Raw genomic sequence first — 23,233 nt, 5'->3', positions numbered from 1 at the left:
AGTCAAACGACCGCAGAGGTTCGTCGAGAAATAATGCGGAGCAAAGCCCGTCAGATAACGTCGCAATTCTGCGCATTTCATACACTGAAACCGCGTTCCTTCACATTATCGACACCTCGCGATTACTTGCCGTCCTTCGCGCCGATGAAAAGGCAATCTTCCAGGCCGCAAGCGCTGCCAGCAAGGCATCGGAATTCATCCTCTCGGGCGGGGAGATGCAGCCATGACCGAACGGCTACCGCCCCATGTGTTTCGACGGCGCGCCAATCGTGCTCTGCGCCACATGACCGAGCGGCAACGGGCTATTTTCTGGGCGTTGCGGTTCGAGAAGGTCAGCTATGCCGAGCTTGCCGGGCGGCACGGGATCAGCGCCGACGAGGTACAGTCTGAATTCACTGCGGCACTTACGATTTTCTTTCGCACACTTAGCGAGCCGGAGATATGGTGGCAGCGCCTGTGGCCGTGGTGAATATTAGGTCCCGTGTGATGGCGTGCCGCCCAATGGCTTGCCATCACGCGACAAGCCCGACAGGGTAGAGAAATCATGCGTAGCGATCTCGATCATCTTCCGGCAAACAAACAGCGCGAACTGGAGTGCGTTCTCCAGCTCATATTTGAGGAATTCACCGAGAATTTCGCACGTGCCTCGCACGAGTGGAAGAAGAAGGGCCGCATCCTCAAGGTCATTCTCTACGGCAGCTATGCGCGCGGGAGCTGGGTTGATGAGCCGCACACCGCAAAAGGCTACCAGTCGGACTATGACCTTCTTATCATTGTCAACGACAAGCGGCTGACCGACCGTATCAAATATTGGGCCAGGGTCGATGACCGACTCATGCGCGAATATGGCATCACTGCCAAGCTCAAGACCCCGGTCAACTTCATCGTTCATACGCTGGGTGAAGTGAATGACGGACTTGCCCATGGGCGCTACTTTTTCATGGACGTCGCACGCGACGGCATCGCGCTCTATGAGAGCGACAACACCGAGCTGCACCAGCCCAAACCCAAGACACCGCATGCGGCGCTGGACATGGCGAAGGAGTATTTTGAAGAGTGGATGCCTCTCGCAACGTCAGCGCAAAAAGGGTTTCAATTCTTCGTGTCACAGAAGGAATGGCGTGATGCTGCCTTCATTCTTCATCAGGCTACCGAACGCCTTTACCACTGTGTCCTGCTAGCGGTGACCTTCTACACACCACATGTCCATAATCTGGCATTTCTACGAACCCAAGCCGAGCGGCTTGACGCACGGCTCACCCACGTTTGGCCAAGCGACAACCGCAAGCAACGGGCGTTGTTCGAGAAGTTAAAAGAAGCCTACGTCAAGGCGCGATATTCGAAGCACTATCGGATCAGCGCGGAAGAGCTGGCCTGGCTCGGCGAACAAGTCGAGGAACTGAGCCGCGTCGTCGAAGAAATCTGCCTGGAGCGTATCGCCCAGCTTGAACAGACGGCGCGCGAGGCGGGGTGATGTTTCAGCTCGAAGATATATAGAGCGTATGAATGCCGAAACGAGACAACGGATGGCGTACTTCCTACGGATTGACCACAATGGCAAAGCACTCGGCATCTGGGAAATCACCACTACTGAGGCCGTTAGGATTGACGTTACCAATCCGCGCACCGGTCCCGGAAGTTATTTTCGCGCCGAAACCGGAGAGGAAATTTTTGAGGCTATCAGGCGGCAAGCGACGAGCTGGTTCGCCCCCAATGGAGAAAACCCTTTTCATTGCATGGACTTAGGACCGGGCGAACATTATCCGAGGATGGCGCGACCAAACGACCAACATCCTTACGAATCGCCGGGGTTCAATCCGACAACACATCTTGAGCAAGAGACTGTACTTCAGATCCGAAGCCAAACGACGCTTCTTGCCCGGCGCCTGTCCGAGATTTTTCAAACCATCCATCCGACAGCCAGAAATATGCAAGCCTACGGCAATGACATTCGCAATCTGCTCATCTTGGCGGCGATGGAGGTGGAAGCCCAGTGGAAAGGCATTCTGCGCGCCAACGGCAAGACTGGAGAGAAGACCTCGGACTACGTAGCTTTGCTTCCTGCCATGAAACTCGATCAATACCGGGTAACCTTGCCGGAATTCCCGTGGCTCACTGCTGTAGCGCCGTTCCGCACTTGGGACGCAGGCGCGCCCTCTAAGTCGCTTGAGTGGTACAATGCCTATAACGCGACCAAACATGACCGAGAGGTAGCCTTTGGCGAAGCCACCCTTGAGCGTGCAATAGCCGCTGTCTGTGCAAATGTTGTGTTGCTCGCCGCGCAATACGGAATTCCATACGGTCTGGGGCAGCGAAGCCGCCTAGCTGATGACTTTTACATTTGCGAAACTCCACGCTGGGAACCAAGCGAAGTCTACATCGACCCCTATAGCTCAGTTGAAAGCTGGAAAAGCGTTCCGTTTCCCTTCTGAAGACCGCGAAAATCTCTTTTGTAATTATCTTGCCACTGCTTTGCTCGCTCCACTATCCTCAACGAAGGCGCGCTTCCCGCGCCGCCGCCAGGAGGCAAGTGCCTGTTCGCGATCCTGCCCGCGCAGTTTTGCCGCCGCCTCGACCATAATCCCAAGGATCACAGCACGGTCGTCATCAGCGAGTTCGACGATCCCGGCCTTTGCAACCAGTCCGCCCAGTTCGATCAGATGCTGGGTGCGTTCGCGCCGCTTCATCTGCCAGTTACGTGTGTCATGCCGCGCCCGGATTAGCAGCAGCCGATTGCGCGCCGCCGTCACCCGTCGCAGCGCTGCCCGGCTTGTTGCCAGCGATGCTGCCAGGCTGCGGTCTGGTCCCGCGAAAGAAGGTGCCGCCGCTCTTGCGCCACGCCTCCTTCGTTGCAGCATCGGTCATGGCGGCAGCGGAGAGCAAGGCGCCCGCCAGTTCCTCCATGCTGAGCGCGTCGGCCCCGGTAGCAATCACCAGTTCGCCAAGCTGGCTTTGCTTGCGGCTCTTCAGGTGCCGCGCCTTGTCGGCAAGCGCCTTCATCTCGGCATCATAATCGCGCGGTTTGCGCATAGGCTGGTCCTCCTGTTGCGGGATGAGGACCAGCCAGTTATCGAGGCATCCGATCAACCGCAATGCGCTGAAATCTCCTGGGATTACGCAGTCCCGAGACAGATGAAATCTTTTGAGGGCGCGCTTATACGTCGTGCCGACGTGCGCTTTTAGGTGTAATTGGTACGCCGTCATGGCGATTTACCACTTCTCCGCAAAGATCATCTCGCGCGCTGCTGGTTCCTCGGCGCTGGCGGCGGCCGCCTATCGTTCCGCCTCGCGGCTGCATGACCAGCGGCTTGAACGTCATCATGACTTCTCCAACAAAACGGGCGTCGTACACAGCGAAGTGATGCTACCCGACGGCGCACCCGAGGCGTGGCAGGACCGTGAGAAACTGTGGAATGCGGTCGAGGCGGCGGAACTGCGCAAGGATGCCCAGCTTGCCCGCGAGATCGAGTTCGCCATTCCCCGCGAGATGAGCCAGGCCGACGGCATCGCACTGGCGCGCGACTTCGTGAAACGGGAGTTTGTGACACGCGGCATGGTCGCTGATCTTAATGTCCATTGGGATGTCGGTGCCGATGGTATGGCTAAGCCGCATGCGCACGTCATGCTCAGCACCCGCGAAGTACGCGAAGACGGGTTCGGCGCGAAGATGCGCGAGTGGAACCGCACCGACCTGCTGGAGCAGTGGCGCGAAGCCTGGGCTTCCCATGTCAACACCCGGCTTGCCGCGCTCGATATCGATGCAACGGTCGATCACCGCAGCCTTGAAGCACAAGGCATCGATCTTGAGCCGCAACATAAGATCGGTCCGGCAGCGTCGCGGATGGTGGAGCAAGGCCTTTCCAGTAAGCGGCTCGATGAACATCACACCATCGCGCGGTCGAACGGCGCGAAGATCATTGCTTCCCCAGGCATAGCGCTTGACGCGATCATGCATGGCCAGGCAACCTTCACCACGCGCGATCTGGCGATGTTCGTGCATCGACACAGCGAAGGCAAGGACCAGTTCGACGAGGTGATGGCAGCGGTGAAGGCTGCGCCCGAGCTCGTCGCTTTGGGCAAGGATGGGCGGGGCGAACAGCGGTTCACGTCGCGATCGATGATCGAGACGGAAAAGCGGCTGGAGCGTGCGACCGTCACCCTCGATGCACGCCGCCATCATGGCGTCAGTGAACAGCATCGCGAAGCAGCGCTGGCACGCGCTGCACAGCGCGGCATGGCGCTTTCATCTGAACAGCGCAGCGCGTTCGACCATGTCACCAATACAAAAGACCTTGGCGTAATCATCGGTTATGCCGGGACGGGTAAGTCAGCGATGCTGGGCGTTGCGCGCGAAGCCTGGCAAGCCGAAGGCTATCAGGTGCAAGGCCTGGCGCTCTCGGGCATCGCTGCGGAAAATCTCGAAGGTGGTTCAGGCATATCGTCTCGCACCATCGCCAGCCTGGAGCATCACTGGGCGCAGGATCGGGAGCTACTGACCGACAGGCACATTCTCGTCATCGACGAAGCGGGCATGATCGGCACGCGCCAGATGGTGCGGGTAATCCGTGAGGCGGAAAAACGCGGCGCTAAGGTCGTGCTGATCGGCGATCCGCAGCAGTTGCAGGCAATCGAAGCGGGCGCAGCGTTCCGGTCGGCCGCAGAGCGCCACGGCGGGGTTGAGATCACCGCCATCCGCCGCCAGCGCGAGGACTGGCAGCGCGATGCGACGCGGCAGCTAGCAACAGGACGTACCAACGAGGCCGTGGCTGCCTATGACAATGCTGGGCACGTCCATGCCGCTGAGACCCGCGCGCAGGCCCGCGAGGACCTGATCGATCGTTGGGAGCGTGGTCGGATGGCCAATCCAGACGCCAGTCGGATCATCCTTACCCACACCAATGACGAGGTGCGTGAGCTCAACGAAGCTGCGCGTGCGCGCATGCGCGCCGCACAGATGCTTGGTAGGGAAGTCGCATTGCAAGTGGAGCGGGGCGAACGATCCTTCGGGTCTGGCGACCGCGTGATGTTCCTGCGGAACGAACGCAGCCTGGAGGTTAAGAACGGTACGCTCGGCACGGTAGAAAAGGTGAGCGAGATTGCCATGCGGGTGCGCACCGATGACGGCAGGTCCATTGCGTTCGACGTGAAGAACTATGCTCATGTGGATCACGGCTATGCCGCTACCATCCACAAGGCGCAGGGGATGACGGTCGACAACGTCCATGTGCTGGCAACGCCCGGCCTCGACCGGCATGCGTCGTATGTCGCTTTGTCCCGACATCGCGATAATGTGGATCTGCATTACGGCAAGGACGACTTCGCCGATCGCAGCCGACTGACAAGCGCGCTTGGCCGCGAGCGCGGTAACGACATGGCGAGTGACTATGCGCCCGCACCGGAGCCTGCTGCGCATTTTCAGCCGCGGCGCGGTATCTTCGATGGGCTCAAGCTCCAGCTATCGGCGCTCGACCGCATTCCGACAAACGCGACCTTCGATGACGTGCGGCTCAAGGTCTCGAAGGATCTGGTACAACCCACCGCTACGCCGGACATCGGCGCGACCTTGTCCCGTGCCGAAACCCGCGCGGCCTCGCCGCAGCGCGAGCGGACCGACGCGCTGCAACGCCATGCAAGAGCGATCGATGCCATCTACAGCACGCGAGGTCGTGGCGGCAGGGACAGCCCAGAGCAGGTTGCCGAGCTAAGGTCTGCGAGCCAGGCCTTTGAGGCGCAGCGCCCCGATGGGCCGCGCGATGCCGAGGCAGCCTATGCCAAGAACCCGCAGCTCGCGAGCGAGGCAGCGCAGGGGCGCACCACCCGTGCCATACGCGCGCTGCAGCTGGAAACCGAACTGCGCACCAATCCGCAGATGCGGGCAGACCGGTTTATCACCCGCTGGAACGACTTGGCCGGCCAGGTCGATCGGCACTATGCCGCTGGGAACATGGAGGCCTACAAGTCTACCCGTTCGGCCATGGCCGATATGGCCAGAAGCCTGCACCGCGATCCACAGCTTGAGTCCCTCCTGGCCATCCGCAAGGCGCAGCTTGGCATCACCATGATGGAGAGTCGGCGCTCGCTTGGTGCCCAGCTCGCATTCCACCATGGCCTCGATCTTGCCAGAGGGCGCCAATTGGGGCGGTAGGACAGCCCAAGGCCCGAGTCGCGAGGCCGACGCTAGCTGGCACACTCTCAAGCCGTCTCAGTTGCGGGCACTCCAAAGGGGTCGAAAATCTCACGGCTTCCCGCGATGTTCCAACCTCTGGTATTGCGAACCGAACACGGTTTAGCCTGCCGTTCATGACAGATACCATCGACACCGAAGTAACCACTGCCCAGGCTTTCGAGGCCGTGCGGCATGAGCTTAGCCTCCTGCACAATGCCGTTGCCAACTTGACGGCGGCGCGTGAGCGGATCCCTGACCACACGGCAGCGCTCGATGGCATCGATCGACGTTTGGGCCATGTCGCTGGTCGACTTGCAGCGGTCGAACAGGCACCGGCCATCGTGCTCACACCCACCGAAATAGGTCAGCATATCAACCGAGCTGCTGAAGCGGTACGCGTTGAAGATCGACGGATGCTCGACACCGCGCGCGCCGCACTCGACCGATCAGCTGGGCAAATCGAAAGCGTTGTGAAGCGTGGGCAAGCCGCCGACCAGCAAATCGAACGCCAGTTTTGGTGTGTGGCGGGGGGCGTGCTTGCTGGAATCTTCTTATGGGCCGTGCTGCCTGGAGCCGTTGCGCGATCCCTGCCCGCCAGTTGGCATGTGCCCGAATGGATGGCGGCGCGGACCATGAATATGGAGCAAGAGGCGGCTGGCCAAAGGATGATCGCTACAGCGCAGAAGTCTGAACGACCATAAATGGGACATTCGGGACTGACGGCTTCCGGATCAAGAAACGTGGAAAGCTGACATTGTAGGCCCGCCGCCGTGAGACCACTTCGCGCCTCACTTATCGTGTTTGATATGGGGCTCAGCGTCTATTCAAGGGCGCCACTACTCACCTGCCGCCGATGTCTTAATGTGGCAAAGCGAGCTTCGCGATCATGAAAGATGCGATGTGAAGCCAGATGCATTCCATCATAAGGTCGCTATTGAAATGGTCTGCCTGATGATACTGGAAGAAACGCAGCATGCATGGACATATAATGTTGGTGGTCTGCCGACAGTGACCGCAGTCGCCAACAGGTGGCTCAATGTCATGCCCACCATTTTAGCGGCGACATGCTTATGGTCTCGCGAGGAAGATTATTGAAGACGCCATAAAGACATAAACAGAGATCAACACCGTCATCCGCTTTGCCAAAAGATATGCCGAGTGACCGCTTTTTAAGTCGAGAGTGAGCAAACGCCAGTTGCGTTGAATGGCTCAAGTGCGGTCGGGGCAATTGAGCGCTCGCGCCCGCTTGGCCGACAAAATTTGACCATGAGCCGCACTGCTCGTCGGTATCATATGCAATCACTATGCGATTGCCCTGTTCTCCATCTCGATTTCCACTGCGGTCAATTCGTACATCCAGCATGCGACTCGCTGACCGGAATGTCGAGCGACGCTATCGATATAGAGCTCGGTCGATCCGTTTGCCGTCCGAGGCCAGTATTCATGGGATGATCGACCCGGTCGCCCATGTCCCGAAAGGAATTGGGTAATGCAGGATTTACTCTGGCTGGGCATCGCCCTCGGGCTGGTCGCCGCAAGCCTCGCCTATATCCGCCTGTGCGACAACGCGTGAGGGAACAAGGGATATGACGATCGATCTCTGGCTCGCCGCGGCTACTGCCGCTGGCCTTCTCCTTTACCTCGTCGCCGTGCTTGTGCGGCCCGAACGCTTCTAGAAAGGAGCGAATCATGACATTCCAGGGATGGATTTTGATCCTCGCCTTTGTGGGGATATTGCTCGCGCTGACCGGGCCGATGGGTACATGGCTGTTCGCTCTTTATGAAGGACGGCGAACGCCGCTCCACGCTGTACTGGGGCCAGTGGAACACGGCTTCTATAAGCTTGCCGGTATAGACCCCAATGCCGAACAGAGCTGGCGCCGCTACGCCGTTCACATGCTGATCTTCAACGTCGCATTATTGCTCCTGACGTACGCGATCCTCCGGCTACAGGGCGTCCTGCCGCTCAATCCTCTGGGCTATCCAGGGCTTAGCGAGCATCTCTCGTTCAACACGGCGGTCAGCTTCACGACCAACACGAACTGGCAGAGCTATGGCGGCGAATCCACTATGTCGAACCTCAGCCAGATGCTGGGTCTGACGATCCATAACTTCCTGTCCGCTGCGACCGGCATTGCGCTCGCTTTCGCCTTCTTCCGTGGTTTTGCGCGGCGCAACGCGGGCACCATCGGCAATTTCTGGGCGGATGTAACGCGCGTCACCCTGTACCTGCTGCTGCCCATCTGCATCGTCTATGCGCTGTTCCTGACCGCCAATGGCGTCCCGCAAACGCTGGCCGGATCGGTGGATATAACGACGTTGGAAGGCGCGAAGCAAACGCTCGCGCTTGGACCGGTGGCGAGCCAGGAAGCAATCAAGATGTTGGGCACCAACGGCGGCGGCTTCTTCAACTCCAACAGCGCGCATCCCTTCGAAAACCCCAACGCGCTAACCAACCTTATCCAGATGCTTTCGATATTCACCATCGGCTTTGGCCTCACCTGGTGTTTTGGCAAGGCCGTCGGCAATGTCCGTCAGGGCTGGGCAATCCTTGGTGCCATGCTGACCATCTTTCTGGTCGGCGTAACCATCGTCTATTGGCAGGAAGCCTCAGGCAATCCGATCCTGCACAATCTGGGCGTCGCGGGCGGCAATATGGAGGGTAAGGAGGTGCGCTTCGGCATCGCCGCGTCCGCCCTGTTCTCCGCCGTTACGACCGCAGCATCCTGCGGCGCGGTCAACGCCATGCACGACAGCTTCACTGCGCTTGGCGGATTGATCCCGCTGTTCAACATTCAGTTGGGCGAAGTCGTCGTCGGCGGCGTAGGCGCGGGCATTTACGGCTTCCTGCTGTTTGCCATCCTTGCGGTGTTCGTAGCTGGCCTGATGGTCGGGCGGACGCCCGAATATGTCGGCAAGAAGATTGAGGGCCGGGAAGTCAAGCTAGCAGTGCTGGCGATAGCGGTGCTGCCGCTAATTATCCTGGGCTTTACCGCAGTCGCGTCGGTGTTGCCAGCCGGCCTGGCAGGACCGCTCAACAAGGGACCGCACGGCTTCTCCGAAATTCTCTACGCCTTTACATCTGGCGCGGGCAATAACGGATCGGCCTTTGCGGGCCTGACCGCCAACACGCCCTTCTACGACGGGTTGCTGGGGGTCGCGATGTGGGTCGGACGTTTCTTCATCATCATTCCCATGCTGGCCATCGCAGGCAGTTTGGCGGCGAAGAATTACACGCCAGCGACGTCGGGGTCTTTCCCGACAACCGGACCGCTGTGGACCGGCCTTCTGATCGGCATCGTGCTGATCGTGGGCGGCCTCACGTTCCTGCCCGGCCTCGCGCTTGGCCCCATTGCCGATCATCTCGCGATGATCCGTGGCCAGCTGTTCTAAGGAAACGACATCATGGCACGCACAGCGTCCAAATCGCTCTTCACCGCTGACCTGATCGTTCCAGCGATCGGCGGCGCCTTCCGCAAACTCAGTCCGCAGGAGCTGATCCGCAATCCGGTGATGTTCACGACGGCAGTGGTTGCTATCCTCCTGACCATCCTTCTGGTGGTCGGGCAGGACGGCCTCTCGACCGGCTTCAAGCTGCAACTTGTAATCTGGCTTTGGCTGACGGTACTCTTCGGCACTTTTGCCGAAGCGATCGCCGAGGGGCGCGGAAAGGCTCAGGCCGCCTCGCTGCGCGCCACCAAAGCAGACCTTACGGCCAAGCGGTTGAAAGGCGATGGCCGCGATCACGACAGCATCGTCGCCAGCGCCCTGCGCGTGGGGGACATCGTCCTTGTCGAGACAGGGGATCTCATCCCCGCGGACGGCGAAGTGGTCTCCGGTGTCGCATCGGTCAACGAAGCGGCCATCACCGGCGAAAGCGCGCCGGTGATCCGGGAGGCCGGCGGCGACCGCTCGGCCGTCACAGCAGGCACGCGCGTCCTTTCAGACGAAATCCGCATCCGGGTGACAGCCGGACCGGGCGAAGGTTTCCTCGACCGCATGATTGCGCTTGTGGAAGGTGCCGAACGGCAAAAGACGCCGAACGAGATCGCACTCACCATCTTGCTTGTCGGCCTGACGATCATCTTCCTGATCGCGGTCAGCACCATTCCGGGCTTCGCAAGCTATTCAGGCGGGTCCGTGCCGGTGGCGATGCTCGCCTCCTTGCTGATTACTCTCATCCCCACGACAATTGCGGCATTGCTGTCGGCGATAGGTATCGCGGGCATGGATCGCCTCGTCCGCTTCAATGTGCTTGCCAAATCCGGTCGCGCGGTCGAGGCAGCGGGTGATATCGATGTGTTGCTGCTCGACAAGACCGGCACCATTACCGTCGGCGACCGTCAGGCCAGCGAGTTCCGTCCTGTTGGCGGCGCTACCCCGGCCATGCTTGCGGAGGCCGCGCTGCTCGCCAGTCTCGCCGACGAAACGCCTGAAGGCCGCTCTATCGTCGTTCTGGCTCGGGAGAAGTTCGGCCAGGCCACCAACAGCCTTCCTGCCGATGCGGAAGTCATCGCCTTCACGGCCCAGACGCGCATTTCCGGTGTAAAGACCGATGGTGCCGTCATTCAGAAGGGGGCCGTGGATTCTATCCTGAACGCCAATCCCGGTCTCGCCGAAACACCTATTGCCAACGAATTACGGCGGATCACCGACGAAATCGGACGGGCAGGTGGTACGCCACTGGCTGTCGCACGCGATGGGAAGCTGCTCGGCGCCATCTTCCTGAAGGACGTGGTGAAGGCAGGTATTCGTGAGCGGTTTGGCGAATTGCGGGCCATGGGCATTCGCACGGTAATGATTACCGGCGACAACCCGCTGACCGCCGCCTCCATCGCGGCCGAAGCGGGCGTGGATGACTTTCTTGCGCAGGCCACACCGGAAGACAAACTGGCCCTCATCCGCAAGGAACAGGAAGGCGGGCGGCTGGTCGCCATGTGCGGCGATGGCACCAACGACGCTCCGGCGCTGGCGCAAGCCGATGTCGGTGTCGCCATGAACACCGGAACGCAGGCCGCGCGTGAAGCGGGCAACATGGTCGATCTCGACAGTGATCCGACCAAATTGATCGAGGTGGTCGGCCTAGGCAAGCAGTTGCTCATGACCCGCGGGGCGCTGACGACCTTTTCAGTCGCCAATGACGTGGCCAAATATTTCGCGATCATCCCGGCGATGTTCATAGTGCTGTATCCGGGTCTGGGGGTGCTCAACGTCATGGGCCTTGCGACTCCGCAATCGGCGATCCTCTCAGCCATCATCTTCAATGCCCTGATCATTCCGCTGCTGGTGCCACTCGCATTGAAGGGCGTGAAATACCGGCCGATCGGGGCCGGTCCGCTGCTTGCCCGCAACCTGGCTGTTTACGGACTGGGGGGTCTGATTGCGCCCTTTGTCGGCATCAAGCTGATCGATCTTGCCGTCAACTGCCTCGGCCTGGCTTAAGGAAGACTGTCATGAACAAGGATTTTCTCACCGCGCTGCGTCCGGCCATCGTACTGACGGTCCTCTTCGCGCTGCTGCTCGGTATCGCTTACCCTCTCGCCGTAACGGGCGTGGGCCAACTCCTGTTTCCTTCTAAGGCGAATGGCAGCCTTATCCGCCAAAATGACGTAGTCGTGGGTTCAGAGCTTATCGGGCAGGGGTTCGCCAGCGAGCAGTATTTCGCGTCTCGCCCTTCAGCGGCGGGCAAAGGCTATGACGGCCTTGCCTCTTCCGGATCCAATCTCGGCCCTACAAGTCGCGCACTTGCGGATCGGGTGAAAGCCGACGTCGCGCGGCTCTCGCAATCCTCACCAGGTTTACCTGTTCCGCCTGCCCTGGTGACAACCTCCGCTTCGGGTCTCGACCCTCATATCACGCCCGAAGCGGCTTTCTATCAGGTCGCGCGCGTCGCCAGAGCGCGCGGCATATCTCAAGCCTCCGTGCGCGCCCTCGTCGATCGGTCGATCGAACAGCCGATGCTCGGATTTCTGGGCGAAACGCGCGTCAATGTGCTCGACCTCAACCTTGCGGTCGATCGCGCAGTGACCAATCGACGGCCTGATCCCATCGGTGCTACTGGATCCCGGTGAACGAAAGTCCAAACCGTCCTACCCCGGAGGCCTTCCTGCGTCAGGCTGCGCAGGAAGGCCGTGGGCGTCTCAAGATCTTTCTGGGCGCGGCGCCCGGCGTCGGCAAAACCTATGAGATGTTGACCGATGGACGCCACCGCCGTGAAGCGGGCGTCGATGTCGTAATCGGCGTGGTCGAAACGCATGGCCGTAAAGAAACCGAAGCTCTGATCCACGGGCACGAACTCATCGCGCGCCAAGCCATTGTCTATCAAGGGCAATCTATCGACGAGATGGATATCGATGCCATCCTCGCTCGCCGCCCGCAATTGGTGCTGGTCGATGAACTGGCGCACACCAATGCGCCCGGCAGCCGCCATCCCAAACGATATCAGGATATTGAGGAGCTGCGCGACGCGGGGATCGACGTCTATTCCACCGTCAACATCCAGCATGTTGAGAGCCTCAATGACGTGGTCGCCTCGTTCACGCGGGTCAGGGTGCGGGAGACTGTTCCCGACAGCATCCTGGAATCGGCAGAGATCGAGGTGGTGGACATTCCGCCCGACGAACTGATCGAACGGCTCAAGGACGGCAAAGTCTATATCCCGGCCGAAGCGACCCGCGCACTCAACCATTTCTTTTCCAAGTCCAATCTCACCGCCCTGCGGGAGCTGGCGCTGCGCCGTGCCGCGCAGGCGGTCGACGCGCAAATGCTCGACTATGTCCGCGCGCACGCGTTGGCAGGCAATTTTGCCGCTGGCGAGCGCGTGGTCGTGGCGCTGAGCGAACAGGACAGTGCGCCCGGACTGGTGCGCGCCGCCAAGCGACTGGCCGACGCGCTCCATGGGACCTGGACCGCCGTGCATATCGAAACGCAGCGTAGTCAGAATTTGACGGACAGTGAACGTGACCGGCTGGCGGAAACAATGGCGCTTGCGTCGCGGCTTGGTGCGGCGACGGCGACCATTCCGGCCGCGACAGTGGTGGACGGTCTTCTAGCCTTTGCCGAAGATGCCAGGGCGACGCAGATCGTTATCGGTAAATCCGCGCGGCCTTGGTGGTTCGAATTGCGCTATGGGTCGGTAGTCGACCGATTGGTCCGCAATCTGGGCGATATAGCGGTGCACGTCCTTCCCGGCGACAGTAATATGCCCATCCAGCCACGAGTGCGTAGCGCTCGTCCGGGCCGATGGGGCAAGCCGGCGGACTATGTGTGGACCCTTGCCGCGATTGTCGCGTGTACGGCGGCCAGCCGTCTGCTGATAGAATTCATTGCGCTGGGCAATGTCGCACTCTTCTATCTCGTGCCTGTCATGTTTGCGGCGGCCACATTCGGTCTGCGGGCGGGGCTCTTCGCGGGGCTGACATCTTCGCTTGCCTATAATTTCTTTTTCCTGCCGCCGACGGGGACTTTGACGGTCAACAACCCGGAGAATGTAGTCAGCATCTTCGTCCTGCTGGGCGTGGCAATCGTCACCAGCCAGTTTGCTGCGCGGGTTCGCGCTCAGGCCGTTCTGGCCCAGTCGAGCGCGCGCCAGAATGCTGCGCTGGCTGGTTTCTCCCGCCAGCTCACTTCATCCGGCAGTCAGGAAGAGCTGATGCACGCCATATGCGCGGAAATTTCGCGCCTGTTCGATTGCCGGACGGTCATGCTCCTGCCGTCCCGCGACGGGCCGCAGGTGCGCGCCGCCTATCCCCCCGAAAACCGTCTTGAGGATATTGAAAAGGCTGCGGCACAATGGGCGATGGATAATGGTCAGCCAGCGGGGCGCGGCTCGTCAACGCTCACCGCCTCTGACTGGCTTTTCCACCCTCTACAAACCACCCGCGGCATCCTTGGGGTCATCGGATTTGCAAGAGAGGATGCGAACGAGACGCTGCGATCCGATCAGATTCCGCTCGTGATGAGCCTGCTTGACCAAGCCTCGATCGCATTTGATCGCTTGACGCTGGAAGAGGAGATGCAGGATGCCCGACAACTGCGCGAACGCGACCGGCTGCGCTCAGTCCTGCTGTCGTCCGTGAGCCACGATCTGCGCACGCCGCTCACTACCATCCTCTCGACCATTCATGAACTGCGGCGGACGCCGTCAGAAGAGATGCTGGATACGCTGGAAGGGGAGGCACTGCGACTGAACCGTTTCGTTGCCAACCTGCTCGATATGGTGCGGGTGGAGGCTGGCGCGCTATCGCTCCGCGTTGAAGCCACTGATCTCACCGATGCCGTATCTGCTGCAGTGCATGACACCCGCAAGTCCCTTGCGGATCACGAAGTCATTCTCGACATTCCACCGGACATGCCACTTGTCCGTGTCGATGCACGGCTGTTTCATCACTGCCTTATCAACCTGCTCGACAATGCCGGTCGCTACGCCGATCCGGACACGCCAGTAAGGATAGAGTGCCGACGCACGCCCTTCGGTCTGGATCTCTCCGTCGTCGATGAAGGACCGGGCATACCGGCTGGCAAGGAGGAGCGCGTTTTCGACACCTTCACCCGGCTGGAGGGATCCGACCGTTCGAAAGGCGGGACGGGCCTTGGCCTTGCCATCGTGAAAGGTTTCGCCGAGGCCATGGGGCTGGAGGTCTTTGCTAAGAACAACATTGCGCCCTTCGGCGCGCGTTTTACGATCCACGTTCCGGCCACCACGATTGTGTCGGACATAGACGAAGAGGCCATGCAATGACCCTGCGGCACAAAGTTCTTATCGTTGACGATGAACCCCATATCCGGCGGCTCATTCAGGCCGCGCTGGCGCGGGCCGACTATGCTGTGATCGAAGCCGAAAATGGGCGCATCGCGCTGGAACTGGTCGAGGCCGAGCGTCCCGATATCGTCCTGTTGGATCTGGGGCTCCCCGACCGGGACGGGCTGGAACTCGTACCGATCATCAAAGCGCATTCGACCGCCACGTTGATTATAGTGTCCGCGCGAGAGGCCACGGAAGAAAAGGTGACGGCGCTCGATCTGGGCGCCGACGATTATCTGACCAAACCGTTCGATACGAATGAACTGCTGGCCAGGGTGCGCGTGGCGCTGCGCAATCGGCTTGGCAAGGATGGCGGCGTTGCGGCATTGAAGATCGGTGAGCTGGAGATCGACCTGATGAAGCGGAAGGTCATGAAAGCAGGCAAGGACGTGCATCTCACGCCCAAGGAATATGCCGTCTTCGCGCAATTGGCCCAATTCCCCGGTCGTGTGATTACCCATAAACAGATCATGGACCATGTCTGGCCCAATGAGAGCGAACATCATGTCGAATATCTTCGCGTGCTCATCCGCACGCTGCGGCAAAAGATCGAATTCGATCCGCAGCGCCCGCAGATCATCGGCAACGAGCTTGGTATCGGTTATCGGCTCCAGTCGCCCGATTGACGCGCGTTAGATTTCGACCTGAGACCCCAGTTCGACCACGCGATTAGTTGGCAACTTGAAATACGCCATCGGGCTTTCCGCGTTGCGGATCATCCAGGCGAAAAGTTTCTCGCGCCAGATCGCCATGCCGGGGCGGCTCGATGCGATCAGGGTTTGCCTGCTGAGGAAGTAGCTTGTTTCCATGGGGCTTATGGCTCCGCCACAGCGCCTCTCTGAACATATGATTTCGGGCAGGTTGACCTCTTCCATGAATCCATGCCGCACCCGCGCACGGAAGAACCCCTCGCCAGCATCTTCGACGCTCACGCGTTCCTCGACATAATGGGGCACCCGCTTGGTCATGACCGTCAGAATGATGACCCGCTCATGCAGGACCTTGTTGTGCTTCACATTGTGGAGCAACGCCGGCGGCACACCTTCATCCGTCGAAGACAGGAATATAGAGACGCCCGGCACCCGCTTCATCGACTTGCCCGTCGACTGGATGAACAGGCCAAGGTCCATTGCACCTACCTGCAGATAGCGGCGCATGATCTTGCGGCCCGTGGACCAGGTTGTGAGCAGCGTGAAGGCAATCGCCGCGACGAGCAGAGGGAACCAACCACCATCGGGTATCTTCGTGGCATTGGACGCAAAGTAAAGACCGTCGATGACTACGAACAGGCCGGTGACAAGGCCCGCCACAAGCGGATGCCAGCGCCAGACCGTGAACGTCAGGATGCCGAGCATGCAGGCGGTAATCACCATAGTACCCGTCACCGCGATGCCATATGCCGCGGCAAGGTTGCTGGAACTCTTGAACCCTAGAGTCAGCAGAATGACGAGGACGAGCAGGGCCCAGTTGACCAGAGGAACATAGATCTGACCGGCTGCGTCGGCGCTGGTATGGGTGATCTTAAGCCGGGGCAGGAACCCAAGCTGCACGGCCTGCTGGGTGACGGAAAAGGCGCCCGATATGACGGCTTGGCTCGCAATGATCGTCGCCATCGTCGCCAGTATCACTAGCGGCAGTCTCGCCCAGTCAGGCGCCATTAGAAAAAACGGGCTTTCGACCGCAGCAGGATTATCCAGCAGCAGCGCGCCTTGCCCCATGTAGTTCAGCATCAGGCAGGGAAACGCAGCATAGAGCCACGACACGCTGATCGCCTTGCGGCCGAAATGGCCCATATCGGCATAGAGCGCCTCGGCGCCGGTTACGGCCAGCACCACTGATCCCAGCGCCAGAAACGCCAGCTTGGGGTCGAGTGCGAAAAAATGGAATGCCCAATAGGGGTTCACAACGCCAATAATCTCGGGGTGGGCGGTTATGCTCGATGCTCCAAGCAATGCCAGTACTAAAAAATAGACGATCATGATTGGGCCGAACAGCGCACCTACGCGCGCGGTGCCGTGCTTTTGGATGACGAACAATCCGACCAGAATGGCGATCACTATGGGCAGGACCATAGGTGTCAGGCGTGCTTCGACGATGGTTAGGCCTTCGACCGCCGATAAAACGGAAATGGCGGGTGTGATAATCGCGTCACCGTAGAACAGCGCTGTCGCCAGGACGCCCAGCGTTATCAACATGGGCGACCAGGGGCGTTCTCCGACCGTCCGCGCAATCAGCGCCAATAGCGCCATGCTGCCGCCTTCGCCATCATTGTCGGCGCGCATAACTATCAAGACATATTTGACAGTAACGATGAGGGTCATTGTCCAGAAGATTAGGGACAGGACGCCATATATATGCGCCTGATCGACGGTGAGCGGATGGTGGCCAACAAAGCTCTCCTTCAAAGCGTAGAGCGGCGATGTGCCGATATCCCCGAAGACCACGCCCAGCGCGCCGATTGCAAGGACTGAGAGCTTTCCTTTTGGCCCATGACAGGCATCGCCAGCGGGTAATGGCTCAACCGATGTTGATGAATTCACAGGCGAAGGAACGGAATGGAATAGAGCATCCTCGCTCATCGCACGGGGACGCATAATATCTCCAGATGATTCCATTCCCCATCGCATATAATTTTCCATATGCGCCGTGGCCGGTCTGACCTCGCATAGCTCAAATACTATGCAAGCACACTAATCCTGATCTCGAATAGCTATGCGCGTGCGAATAAATGGGTGCTCTCAAGGAGTGGCTCGATGACCATCTGGCATGAACGGCCTGGCGCCGATCTGATTCTTCGTCTCAGCGGAATGCTGTTGCTAGGCTGCGCTTGGCTGCTTGGACTGTGGATGGCAGCGCTTGTCAGACGCCATGCGCCACACGAAGCTACACCATTGGAAATGCTGATCGGCATGCTAATGTTTGCGGCGGGCAGTCTAGGGGCGGCCACACTCGCGCTTGGAAAACATCTCTTTGAAAATACTCAAGTGTCTGAGCGCTGGGCTACCAAAGTCACGTCCCAATATTATTCGGGTCAGCGCCGCTGATCGCTGTCTCGCAGTATCTCTAATAGGCGATTGGTTTCCTCCTGATCAGCAAGCTCTGCGAAAGCAACGGAGCGTTAAGGGGAGACTCTGCTTTGGGAGGCCGCTTGATGGCTGCCAACGCGCTTACTGCTTTCGGTAATTGTCCGGAAAGATTCCTGGGCGCACCTTCTCGCTCTTCTGGCACGGAGATGTCTGATGGGACATTCAGAGTTCGATCCAGCAATCCGAGAGCGACCGGCATGGAATGCGGGCCGCAAAGTAGGTGCGAAAAAGGCGTTGAAGCCCAGACAGATCTGGGCAGTGCGCTTCTTTCTTGATCAGAACCGACGCGTTAGGGATCGAGCTCTCTTCGATCTAGCGATCGATAGCAAATTACGTGGCTGCGACCTTGTGAAAATCACGATCGGCGACATCGTCTGCAATCACGATATCCGTCACCGCGCAATCGTTGTTCAAAAGAAAACGGGGCGCCCGGTACAATTCGAGATCATGGATGACGCCCGGGCGAGCTTGCTGAAATGGCTCGAATTGCGGGGCGGGAGTATCGACGATTTCGCGTTCCCGAGCCGGACCAATCACGCTGACCACATGAGCACCCGGCAATATGCGCGCCTCGTGGATGAGTGGGTGACGGGGATTGGCCTGCCGAGTGAGGATTATGGCACGCATTCCATGCGGCGGACGAAGGCGTCCATCATCTACAAGGCAACCGGCAACCTTCGGGCCGTGCAGATACTGCTCGGGCATACCAAGATCGAAAGCACGGTCAGATATCTTGGTGTCGATGTGGAAGATGCGCTGACGTTGGCTGAAGGCACAGAAATTTGAAGTTTTGCCGTATTTTGGCGGCCGAGGTTTAGCCTGCAGCTTACGCGCCGGCGCGCGCGGAGCATATTGCTCAAGACTCCCTCAGCCAGTTGGCTACTGCCAGATCCTTGACGCGCTCGAACTCCCGAACATTGTCGGTCACCAGCGTCGCACCTAAACTGAGTGCGTGCGCGGCGATGAGCATGTCGTTCGCCCCGATGGGCGTTCCACGTCGCTCGAGATCGGCGCGCAGCCGCCCGTAGTGAATGTCAGCATCGTCGCCCATTGGAAGGGTTGGCAGCAATTCGAGCACAGCTTCGAGCTGGGCGGTCAGGCGGGACGATCCACGCCGCTCGGCACCGTAACGCAGTTCACCCGCAACTACGATGCTGGTCGCGATCTCGGTTTCACCAACCTCAGCGATCCGTGACGCGATCACACCTTGAGGATGTCGGATCAGATCCGACAGAATGTTCGTATCCAGCAGGAACATGATTTAGAAGGCGAAGGGTTCGGCTGGCAGATCGCCGATTGGCCCGAAATCATCCTCGATCGGTGACAGGGTCTTCAACCGCGCAAGCAGCGAAGATGGGGGTGCCACCTCGATAATGATGCGCGAGCCTTCCTTGCGCATGATCGCATCTTCTCCCGGGAGTTCGAACTCACGAGGGATGCGGACCGCTTGGCTGCGACCATTTTTAAATAGCTTTACATGGCGTTCGATGTTCATTCCGACTCCCTCCGCATATGCCTTAGCATATGCCACTTGATGTCGCGAGCAGAAGATCGCGCGATGACAAGCAGACGGTCTGCACCTGAGGACGGAAAAATTGGCGCTGAGCGTCCGGGAAGGGTCGTTTTGCTAAGTGCCAAACGCCGCGTCGTGGGACTTTGCTGCCGGTCAGCGCTGCGACCGGCACTGACTACTTTCACCAAATCCGGTCATTGGCGTTGCTGCGTAAGCCCACCTTCCTGTGTCCAGGTCTGGGGATGATCCGGAAACCTGTCTTTCTTGCTACAAGGTGCCGCTTCGCGCAGCACCATTGGCTATTGCTGCCTCCTGCCCTATCTGATGACCACATCTGATCAGTATGGGGGCTTGTGGGATGAAGTTCGAAGGGTTTCAGGTCACCAACTTTCGAAACGTGATTGATTCTGGCTGGATCAACGCCAATCAAATCACAGCGTTTGTCGGGCAGAACGAGGCCGGGAAGAGTAATCTTTTCGAAGCTCTTTATTGCGTCAATCCTATTATCGAGGAGGCCGATTACAACATCAATGAGGATTGGCCAGTCGACAAGTGGGAAGGCCGGAAGAACGCTGAAGGTGAACTTGTCTGTCATGCGCGGTTCCGCCTCTCGGAACAAGAAACGTCCGCCCTGGCTGCCGCTGCTGCTAAGGAACCTGAGGCTTCAGCGGAGGGCGAGGAGCATACGCCCTTGGCACTAGAGGTGTCGTCCATAGCCTTCATCGACCTCCACAAGTATTATGGTTACGCGACGGATTTTGACGTGGAAGGTTTTCCCGCAGGAGCTCTCGATGAGAGCCGAGCGACGGCTTGGGCAAAGGCCAACGTCCCGAAGTTCGTTTACATTCACGACTACGATATGTCCGGGGCTCAGGTTGAGCTTACCCAACTCCGGGACCGCTGGGATCAGGTCGGGCGCAAGAACCGTCACCAGCTTAGCAATGAGGACCAAACCATCCTCATCATTCTCGACCTTGCAAGCATTGAGCTCGATGATTTTCTCGAGAAGGGGCAATCTGCCGAAGGTCGGACCGTTCGCTCCTTCGACAAACGCTCCGCCTCTGCCTACTTGACTAAGCAGTTTGGGAATCTTTGGCAGCAGAAGCAGGTCAAGTTCGACATTGAGATTGATGGCCCAACCCTCAACATCTTCGCGGAAGATGAGGGCATTGGAATGCCGGTGCGACTGCACAGGAGGTCTACCGGCTTCCGTTGGTATGTCTCGTTTGCATGGAGATTCACCCATGCGACAAACGGCGAATTCAAGGACTGTGTGCTTCTCCTCGAAGAGCCGGGGGTATAGGCGCGCTTCGGACCCATGGCGGGGACGCGCACGGTCGAGAGAAGGGGGCCCGGCGGATCGATGCACGGATTGCGCACTTGGCGCTAAACGCCGCTAGCTCTTTGGCGCTATTCCTCATTGAAACATGGGAACGCACGGAGCATCGGGCCCTACCCCAGCATGCAGAGGGATGGCGACCGCCTGCCAGCATCAACAGTGGTGAATGAAAGGCAGCTTCCCACGGGCTGATCCGGGAGCGGGAATGTCCGGATTGAAGACGGGAGCGGCGCGCGTCTACGAGCATATGGCAACGGAAGGTTTTGGCGCTAGCAGACGTTCACCTCGGTGCGTCGGAACGGCGAGAGTTGGTCGGTGCCTGACCATCCGATGCGCTCAAGCCTTGGCGAGATAGGTATGCCGGGGTCTGACGGTAGCATGTGCCGTGCCGTTCTCCGAACCGCCTTCGACCGGTACCAACTTGCCCATAATGTATTTAGCAGCTGATTCAACTTCCGGAAACAACGTCGCCCGGTTGATGTTGACGCGGTCGAGATCGCGCAGGATCTTTGGTTTGGCCGACGCCGGAATCGTTATGCGCGACACTTTCATTGCGAACGGGTTTCGCGGCTTGAGTTCGGAAACGAGACCGAACAGTAAGAAGGCTCCTTGCTGTGCGATAATGCGTGGGTTGCTCTGCTTTGGGCGGACGAGCTGAACTGAGTTGAGGTCGGAGACCCTAATCTCAGGAAGAAAGTAGGATTTCTCAGCGCGGATGAACTGCAACAATCTCTTGCCCGCTTCACAAGTCCTTACATCTTCGTCACTTTCGGCTTTACGCAGTTCGTTCCGTTCGTTGCCCTTAAGAAACGAGAGGTTCGCCAGACAGCTGACCGTGTCGCTATCGAAGTAGCGTACCTTATTCTTTGCCGTACTCAGTGTGAGCATCTGGCCATCCACCTTGGGATGGGTCTCGCACGCGAAGAATAAAGCGACGAGGGGGTTGTAGGTTAAGTCGAGGAGGCGCGTAGGTAACGAGAAATGCTGCATGCGCACGAGCTGCTCGAAGACGTTACGGTCCTCAACGAACGCCCTGGGCTGTACTGAGATAAGCTCGCGGAAGATGTTCTTCTCGTCTTTGCGCTTCGACTGGTCGCGGAACATCGAAGGCTTTAGGAGGTAGGCAGCCGAGGGATGGCCACGATACAACGTAGCACGCGCGTTACTTGGCGAAGTCTTCTCTAGCTCTATGAAGAAATCTGAAAGACTGGCGATTTGCAGATCAGACAATGTGTTCACCCCCTTCCACCTCTCTCAACCGGCTGCCCGTCAAAAACAAGTGGCGAGTTCGCTATCGGTCTAGCCAGCAATCACGACGATCTCTGCACTTGGTACGGTAAAGGGCAATTGCGGCCAGTGATCGTCATCATCTCCAAAAAGGGGCGCGCTTTCAACCTTTGCAATTTCGAGCAGCAGCTGCCTCGGGCACCCGCAAAACAACGGTGATCAGTTGGCCCAATCAATCCAAGATCTCGTAACACCCTCCATCAGTCGGTATCCGCCGACGTCCTTACGCAGTGCTCCATGCGCTTGCAGCTTATCAAGCAGATCATCCACCTCGTTCGTGTTTTCGCCCTTCGCATAGCCGTACTGATCCCTCAGAACCGGCCCCATGCTCTTGGCGACGTCATCGGAGACGAAATCGTGAAAGTTGGCCACTTGATGAAGGGCGAAAAAGAGGCAAGACTCTGGCCAGCCGATTGTTTTTTCTAATGTCTTGTATAGCCTGAATGCCATGCCGATGACGAAGGGAAGGAAAGTCGCGCCGATCAGGCCAGAGCTGAGGATCGTCGCTATTGCCGGAGTGCCGGTCAAGGCTACTAAGGTTGCTTGGGTTGCCGTAGTCGCATCAGCCGAGAAGTTGCGGAAATGGATTGATTTCGCAGTCCGACGTCCATGTCGGATATAGATCATGCTCATGCTATTTGGATCGTCTCCGCCAACGATCTCTTCGACGTTCTCGGTAGTCGTCTCGGTTGCACGCTCTACCGACGAAGCAAGGGCTTGAACCAACCCGTCATCCACTGCTTCCACACAGACGCCTGCGTCGCTGAAGAAGCGACTTAGGACCAACCGCAACTGTTCCTCATTGCTCCGTCGACCTTCGTTACTCGTCATAAATCCCTCCATTTATCTGCCTATGGAGCCCGTACGACGTATCCGTTACCGCAATTAATGGACGGGTGGTCAATTTTATACGTACGCCTCCGATAGCAGCCGCATTGTCGAGGTGATGTATCCAGCTCATTGCGCGGGCATGGATGACATAAGCATTGATGTGTTTGCAGGCGCTCGTCGCCTGGACGTGGTGGAGACCGGCCGACGC

General features: G+C 58.9%; 22 protein-coding genes and 2 pseudogenes. 16 read left to right on the top strand and 8 right to left on the bottom strand.

Features of this window, described 5'->3' with window-relative positions; genetic code table 11:
• From LQ220_RS22975 to LQ220_RS22960, 4 genes and pseudogenes are all read left to right on the top strand, one after another.
• Window positions 1-227 (top strand): annotated as a pseudogene (locus LQ220_RS22975) (hypothetical protein); the annotation flags it as partial.
• The gene (locus LQ220_RS22970; RefSeq protein ID WP_230190389.1) at window positions 224-469 is read left to right on the top strand and encodes a sigma-70 region 4 domain-containing protein; all 246 of its coding nucleotides are present in this window, start codon (window positions 224-226) and stop codon (window positions 467-469) included. The pseudogene LQ220_RS22975 and the gene LQ220_RS22970, both read left to right, overlap by 4 nt.
• Window positions 470-544: 75 nt before the next feature.
• A complete protein-coding gene (locus tag LQ220_RS22965; RefSeq protein ID WP_230190388.1) occupies window positions 545-1,474 on the top strand; it encodes a nucleotidyltransferase and HEPN domain-containing protein in 930 nt (309 codons plus the stop codon).
• A 28-nt stretch (window positions 1,475-1,502) separates the two neighbouring features.
• Window positions 1,503-2,432 carry a hypothetical protein gene (locus LQ220_RS22960; protein WP_230190387.1) on the top strand — a complete coding sequence of 310 codons (930 nt, stop codon included), beginning with the start codon at window positions 1,503-1,505 and terminating at the stop codon, window positions 2,430-2,432.
• A 24-nt stretch (window positions 2,433-2,456) separates the two neighbouring features.
• Here the strand turns inward: LQ220_RS22960 and LQ220_RS22955 are convergent, their stop codons facing one another.
• The gene (locus LQ220_RS22955) at window positions 2,457-2,687 is read right to left on the bottom strand and encodes a conjugal transfer protein TraD (RefSeq protein ID WP_230190386.1); all 231 of its coding nucleotides are present in this window, start codon (window positions 2,685-2,687) and stop codon (window positions 2,457-2,459) included.
• A gap of 16 nt (window positions 2,688-2,703) precedes the next feature.
• Window positions 2,704-3,030, bottom strand: a complete 327-nt coding sequence (locus LQ220_RS22950) for a conjugal transfer protein TraD (protein WP_230190385.1) — start codon at window positions 3,028-3,030, stop codon at window positions 2,704-2,706.
• A gap of 172 nt (window positions 3,031-3,202) precedes the next feature.
• Between LQ220_RS22950 and traA the strand changes: the two genes are divergently transcribed.
• The 8 genes from traA (at window position 3,203) to LQ220_RS22910 (ending at window position 15,595) form a co-directional block, all read left to right on the top strand.
• A complete protein-coding gene (gene traA, locus LQ220_RS22945; RefSeq protein ID WP_230190384.1) occupies window positions 3,203-6,145 on the top strand; it encodes a Ti-type conjugative transfer relaxase TraA in 2,943 nt (980 codons plus the stop codon).
• Window positions 6,146-6,300: 155 nt separating this feature from the next.
• Entirely contained in the window at window positions 6,301-6,867 is a 567-nt protein-coding gene (locus LQ220_RS22940) for a DUF6118 family protein (RefSeq protein WP_230190383.1), read from the top strand.
• A gap of 885 nt (window positions 6,868-7,752) precedes the next feature.
• Window positions 7,753-7,842, top strand: a complete 90-nt coding sequence (kdpF, locus tag LQ220_RS22935; RefSeq protein WP_230190382.1) for a K(+)-transporting ATPase subunit F — start codon at window positions 7,753-7,755, stop codon at window positions 7,840-7,842.
• Window positions 7,843-7,855: 13 nt separating this feature from the next.
• The gene (gene kdpA / locus LQ220_RS22930) at window positions 7,856-9,559 is read left to right on the top strand and encodes a potassium-transporting ATPase subunit KdpA (RefSeq protein ID WP_230190381.1); all 1,704 of its coding nucleotides are present in this window, start codon (window positions 7,856-7,858) and stop codon (window positions 9,557-9,559) included.
• Between the two features lie 12 nt (window positions 9,560-9,571).
• Entirely contained in the window at window positions 9,572-11,608 is a 2,037-nt protein-coding gene (kdpB, locus tag LQ220_RS22925; protein WP_230190380.1) for a potassium-transporting ATPase subunit KdpB, read from the top strand.
• 11 nt (window positions 11,609-11,619) lie between these two features.
• Window positions 11,620-12,237 carry a potassium-transporting ATPase subunit KdpC gene (kdpC, locus tag LQ220_RS22920; protein WP_230190379.1) on the top strand — a complete coding sequence of 206 codons (618 nt, stop codon included), beginning with the start codon at window positions 11,620-11,622 and terminating at the stop codon, window positions 12,235-12,237.
• The gene (locus LQ220_RS22915) at window positions 12,234-14,906 is read left to right on the top strand and encodes a sensor histidine kinase KdpD (RefSeq protein ID WP_230190378.1); all 2,673 of its coding nucleotides are present in this window, start codon (window positions 12,234-12,236) and stop codon (window positions 14,904-14,906) included. The genes kdpC and LQ220_RS22915 overlap by 4 nt, the downstream gene beginning before the upstream one ends.
• On the top strand, window positions 14,903-15,595 hold the full coding sequence (locus tag LQ220_RS22910; RefSeq protein WP_230190377.1) for a response regulator transcription factor: 693 nt from the start codon (window positions 14,903-14,905) through the stop codon (window positions 15,593-15,595). Before LQ220_RS22915 ends, LQ220_RS22910 begins: the two co-directional genes overlap by 4 nt.
• A gap of 6 nt (window positions 15,596-15,601) precedes the next feature.
• On the opposite strand, the gene LQ220_RS22905 is transcribed toward LQ220_RS22910, so the two are convergent.
• A complete protein-coding gene (locus LQ220_RS22905; protein WP_230190376.1) occupies window positions 15,602-17,563 on the bottom strand; it encodes a potassium transporter Kup in 1,962 nt (653 codons plus the stop codon).
• Between the two features lie 159 nt (window positions 17,564-17,722).
• On the opposite strand from LQ220_RS22905, the gene LQ220_RS22900 reads away from it, so the two are divergent.
• Together LQ220_RS22900 and LQ220_RS22895 are read left to right on the top strand one after the other, a co-directional pair.
• Window positions 17,723-18,013 carry a hypothetical protein gene (locus LQ220_RS22900; RefSeq protein ID WP_230190375.1) on the top strand — a complete coding sequence of 97 codons (291 nt, stop codon included), beginning with the start codon at window positions 17,723-17,725 and terminating at the stop codon, window positions 18,011-18,013.
• A 195-nt stretch (window positions 18,014-18,208) separates the two neighbouring features.
• Window positions 18,209-18,841, top strand: coding sequence for a tyrosine-type recombinase/integrase (locus LQ220_RS22895; protein ID WP_230190374.1), 633 nt, complete (start codon window positions 18,209-18,211; stop codon window positions 18,839-18,841).
• 70 nt (window positions 18,842-18,911) lie between these two features.
• Here LQ220_RS22895 and LQ220_RS22890 read toward each other — a convergent pair whose 3' ends face one another.
• Together LQ220_RS22890 and LQ220_RS22885 are read right to left on the bottom strand one after the other, a co-directional pair.
• Complete coding sequence (locus LQ220_RS22890) at window positions 18,912-19,313, bottom strand: type II toxin-antitoxin system VapC family toxin (RefSeq protein ID WP_230190373.1); 402 nt, start codon at window positions 19,311-19,313, stop codon at window positions 18,912-18,914.
• A 3-nt stretch (window positions 19,314-19,316) separates the two neighbouring features.
• Window positions 19,317-19,550 (bottom strand): AbrB/MazE/SpoVT family DNA-binding domain-containing protein, encoded by a 234-nt coding sequence (locus LQ220_RS22885; RefSeq protein WP_230190372.1) that lies wholly within the window; start codon window positions 19,548-19,550, stop codon window positions 19,317-19,319.
• A 376-nt stretch (window positions 19,551-19,926) separates the two neighbouring features.
• On the opposite strand from LQ220_RS22885, the gene LQ220_RS22880 reads away from it, so the two are divergent.
• Window positions 19,927-20,871, top strand: a complete 945-nt coding sequence (locus LQ220_RS22880) for a hypothetical protein (protein ID WP_230190371.1) — start codon at window positions 19,927-19,929, stop codon at window positions 20,869-20,871.
• Window positions 20,865-21,077: pseudogene (locus LQ220_RS22875) on the top strand (abortive infection family protein); the annotation flags it as partial. The gene LQ220_RS22880 and the pseudogene LQ220_RS22875, both read left to right, overlap by 7 nt.
• Before the next feature lie 166 nt (window positions 21,078-21,243).
• Here LQ220_RS22875 and LQ220_RS22870 read toward each other — a convergent pair.
• The 3 genes from LQ220_RS22870 to LQ220_RS22860 all read right to left on the bottom strand — a co-directional run.
• Window positions 21,244-22,137 (bottom strand): FRG domain-containing protein, encoded by an 894-nt coding sequence (locus LQ220_RS22870; protein WP_230190369.1) that lies wholly within the window; start codon window positions 22,135-22,137, stop codon window positions 21,244-21,246.
• Window positions 22,138-22,353: 216 nt separating this feature from the next.
• The gene (locus tag LQ220_RS22865; RefSeq protein WP_230190368.1) at window positions 22,354-23,025 is read right to left on the bottom strand and encodes a hypothetical protein; all 672 of its coding nucleotides are present in this window, start codon (window positions 23,023-23,025) and stop codon (window positions 22,354-22,356) included.
• A partial coding sequence (locus tag LQ220_RS22860) for a hypothetical protein (RefSeq protein ID WP_230190367.1) occupies window positions 23,015-23,233 on the bottom strand: 219 nt, incomplete at its 5' end. The genes LQ220_RS22865 and LQ220_RS22860, both read right to left, overlap by 11 nt.

It is taken from the genome of Sphingobium sp. CECT 9361, from assembly GCF_918741285.1.
Taxonomy (GTDB): domain Bacteria; phylum Pseudomonadota; class Alphaproteobacteria; order Sphingomonadales; family Sphingomonadaceae; genus Sphingobium.
Note: the sequence above shows the minus strand (reverse complement) of the source record. Positions and strands in the feature narration are given on the sequence as shown.

What these genes read in the sequence shown, in the direction of transcription:
- LQ220_RS22910 (WP_230190377.1), top strand. Translation starts at nt 14,903, where the DNA reads ATGACCCTGCGGCACAAAGTTCTTATCGTTGACGATGAACCCCATATC.
- kdpC (WP_230190379.1), top strand. Translation starts at nt 11,620, where the DNA reads ATGAACAAGGATTTTCTCACCGCGCTGCGTCCGGCCATCGTACTGACG.
- LQ220_RS22940 (WP_230190383.1), top strand. Translation starts at nt 6,301, where the DNA reads ATGACAGATACCATCGACACCGAAGTAACCACTGCCCAGGCTTTCGAG.
- LQ220_RS22900 (WP_230190375.1), top strand. Translation starts at nt 17,723, where the DNA reads ATGACCATCTGGCATGAACGGCCTGGCGCCGATCTGATTCTTCGTCTC.
- LQ220_RS22905 (WP_230190376.1), bottom strand. Translation starts at nt 17,563, where the DNA reads ATGCGTCCCCGTGCGATGAGCGAGGATGCTCTATTCCATTCCGTTCCT.
- kdpF (WP_230190382.1), top strand. Translation starts at nt 7,753, where the DNA reads ATGACGATCGATCTCTGGCTCGCCGCGGCTACTGCCGCTGGCCTTCTC.
- LQ220_RS22895 (WP_230190374.1), top strand. Translation starts at nt 18,209, where the DNA reads ATGGGACATTCAGAGTTCGATCCAGCAATCCGAGAGCGACCGGCATGG.
- LQ220_RS22955 (WP_230190386.1), bottom strand. Translation starts at nt 2,687, where the DNA reads ATGAAGCGGCGCGAACGCACCCAGCATCTGATCGAACTGGGCGGACTG.
- LQ220_RS22970 (WP_230190389.1), top strand. Translation starts at nt 224, where the DNA reads ATGACCGAACGGCTACCGCCCCATGTGTTTCGACGGCGCGCCAATCGT.
- kdpB (WP_230190380.1), top strand. Translation starts at nt 9,572, where the DNA reads ATGGCACGCACAGCGTCCAAATCGCTCTTCACCGCTGACCTGATCGTT.
- LQ220_RS22865 (WP_230190368.1), bottom strand. Translation starts at nt 23,025, where the DNA reads ATGACGAGTAACGAAGGTCGACGGAGCAATGAGGAACAGTTGCGGTTG.
- LQ220_RS22880 (WP_230190371.1), top strand. Translation starts at nt 19,927, where the DNA reads ATGAAGTTCGAAGGGTTTCAGGTCACCAACTTTCGAAACGTGATTGAT.
- traA (WP_230190384.1), top strand. Translation starts at nt 3,203, where the DNA reads ATGGCGATTTACCACTTCTCCGCAAAGATCATCTCGCGCGCTGCTGGT.
- LQ220_RS22890 (WP_230190373.1), bottom strand. Translation starts at nt 19,313, where the DNA reads ATGTTCCTGCTGGATACGAACATTCTGTCGGATCTGATCCGACATCCT.
- LQ220_RS22885 (WP_230190372.1), bottom strand. Translation starts at nt 19,550, where the DNA reads ATGAACATCGAACGCCATGTAAAGCTATTTAAAAATGGTCGCAGCCAA.
- kdpA (WP_230190381.1), top strand. Translation starts at nt 7,856, where the DNA reads ATGACATTCCAGGGATGGATTTTGATCCTCGCCTTTGTGGGGATATTG.
- LQ220_RS22965 (WP_230190388.1), top strand. Translation starts at nt 545, where the DNA reads ATGCGTAGCGATCTCGATCATCTTCCGGCAAACAAACAGCGCGAACTG.
- LQ220_RS22950 (WP_230190385.1), bottom strand. Translation starts at nt 3,030, where the DNA reads ATGCGCAAACCGCGCGATTATGATGCCGAGATGAAGGCGCTTGCCGAC.
- LQ220_RS22960 (WP_230190387.1), top strand. Translation starts at nt 1,503, where the DNA reads ATGAATGCCGAAACGAGACAACGGATGGCGTACTTCCTACGGATTGAC.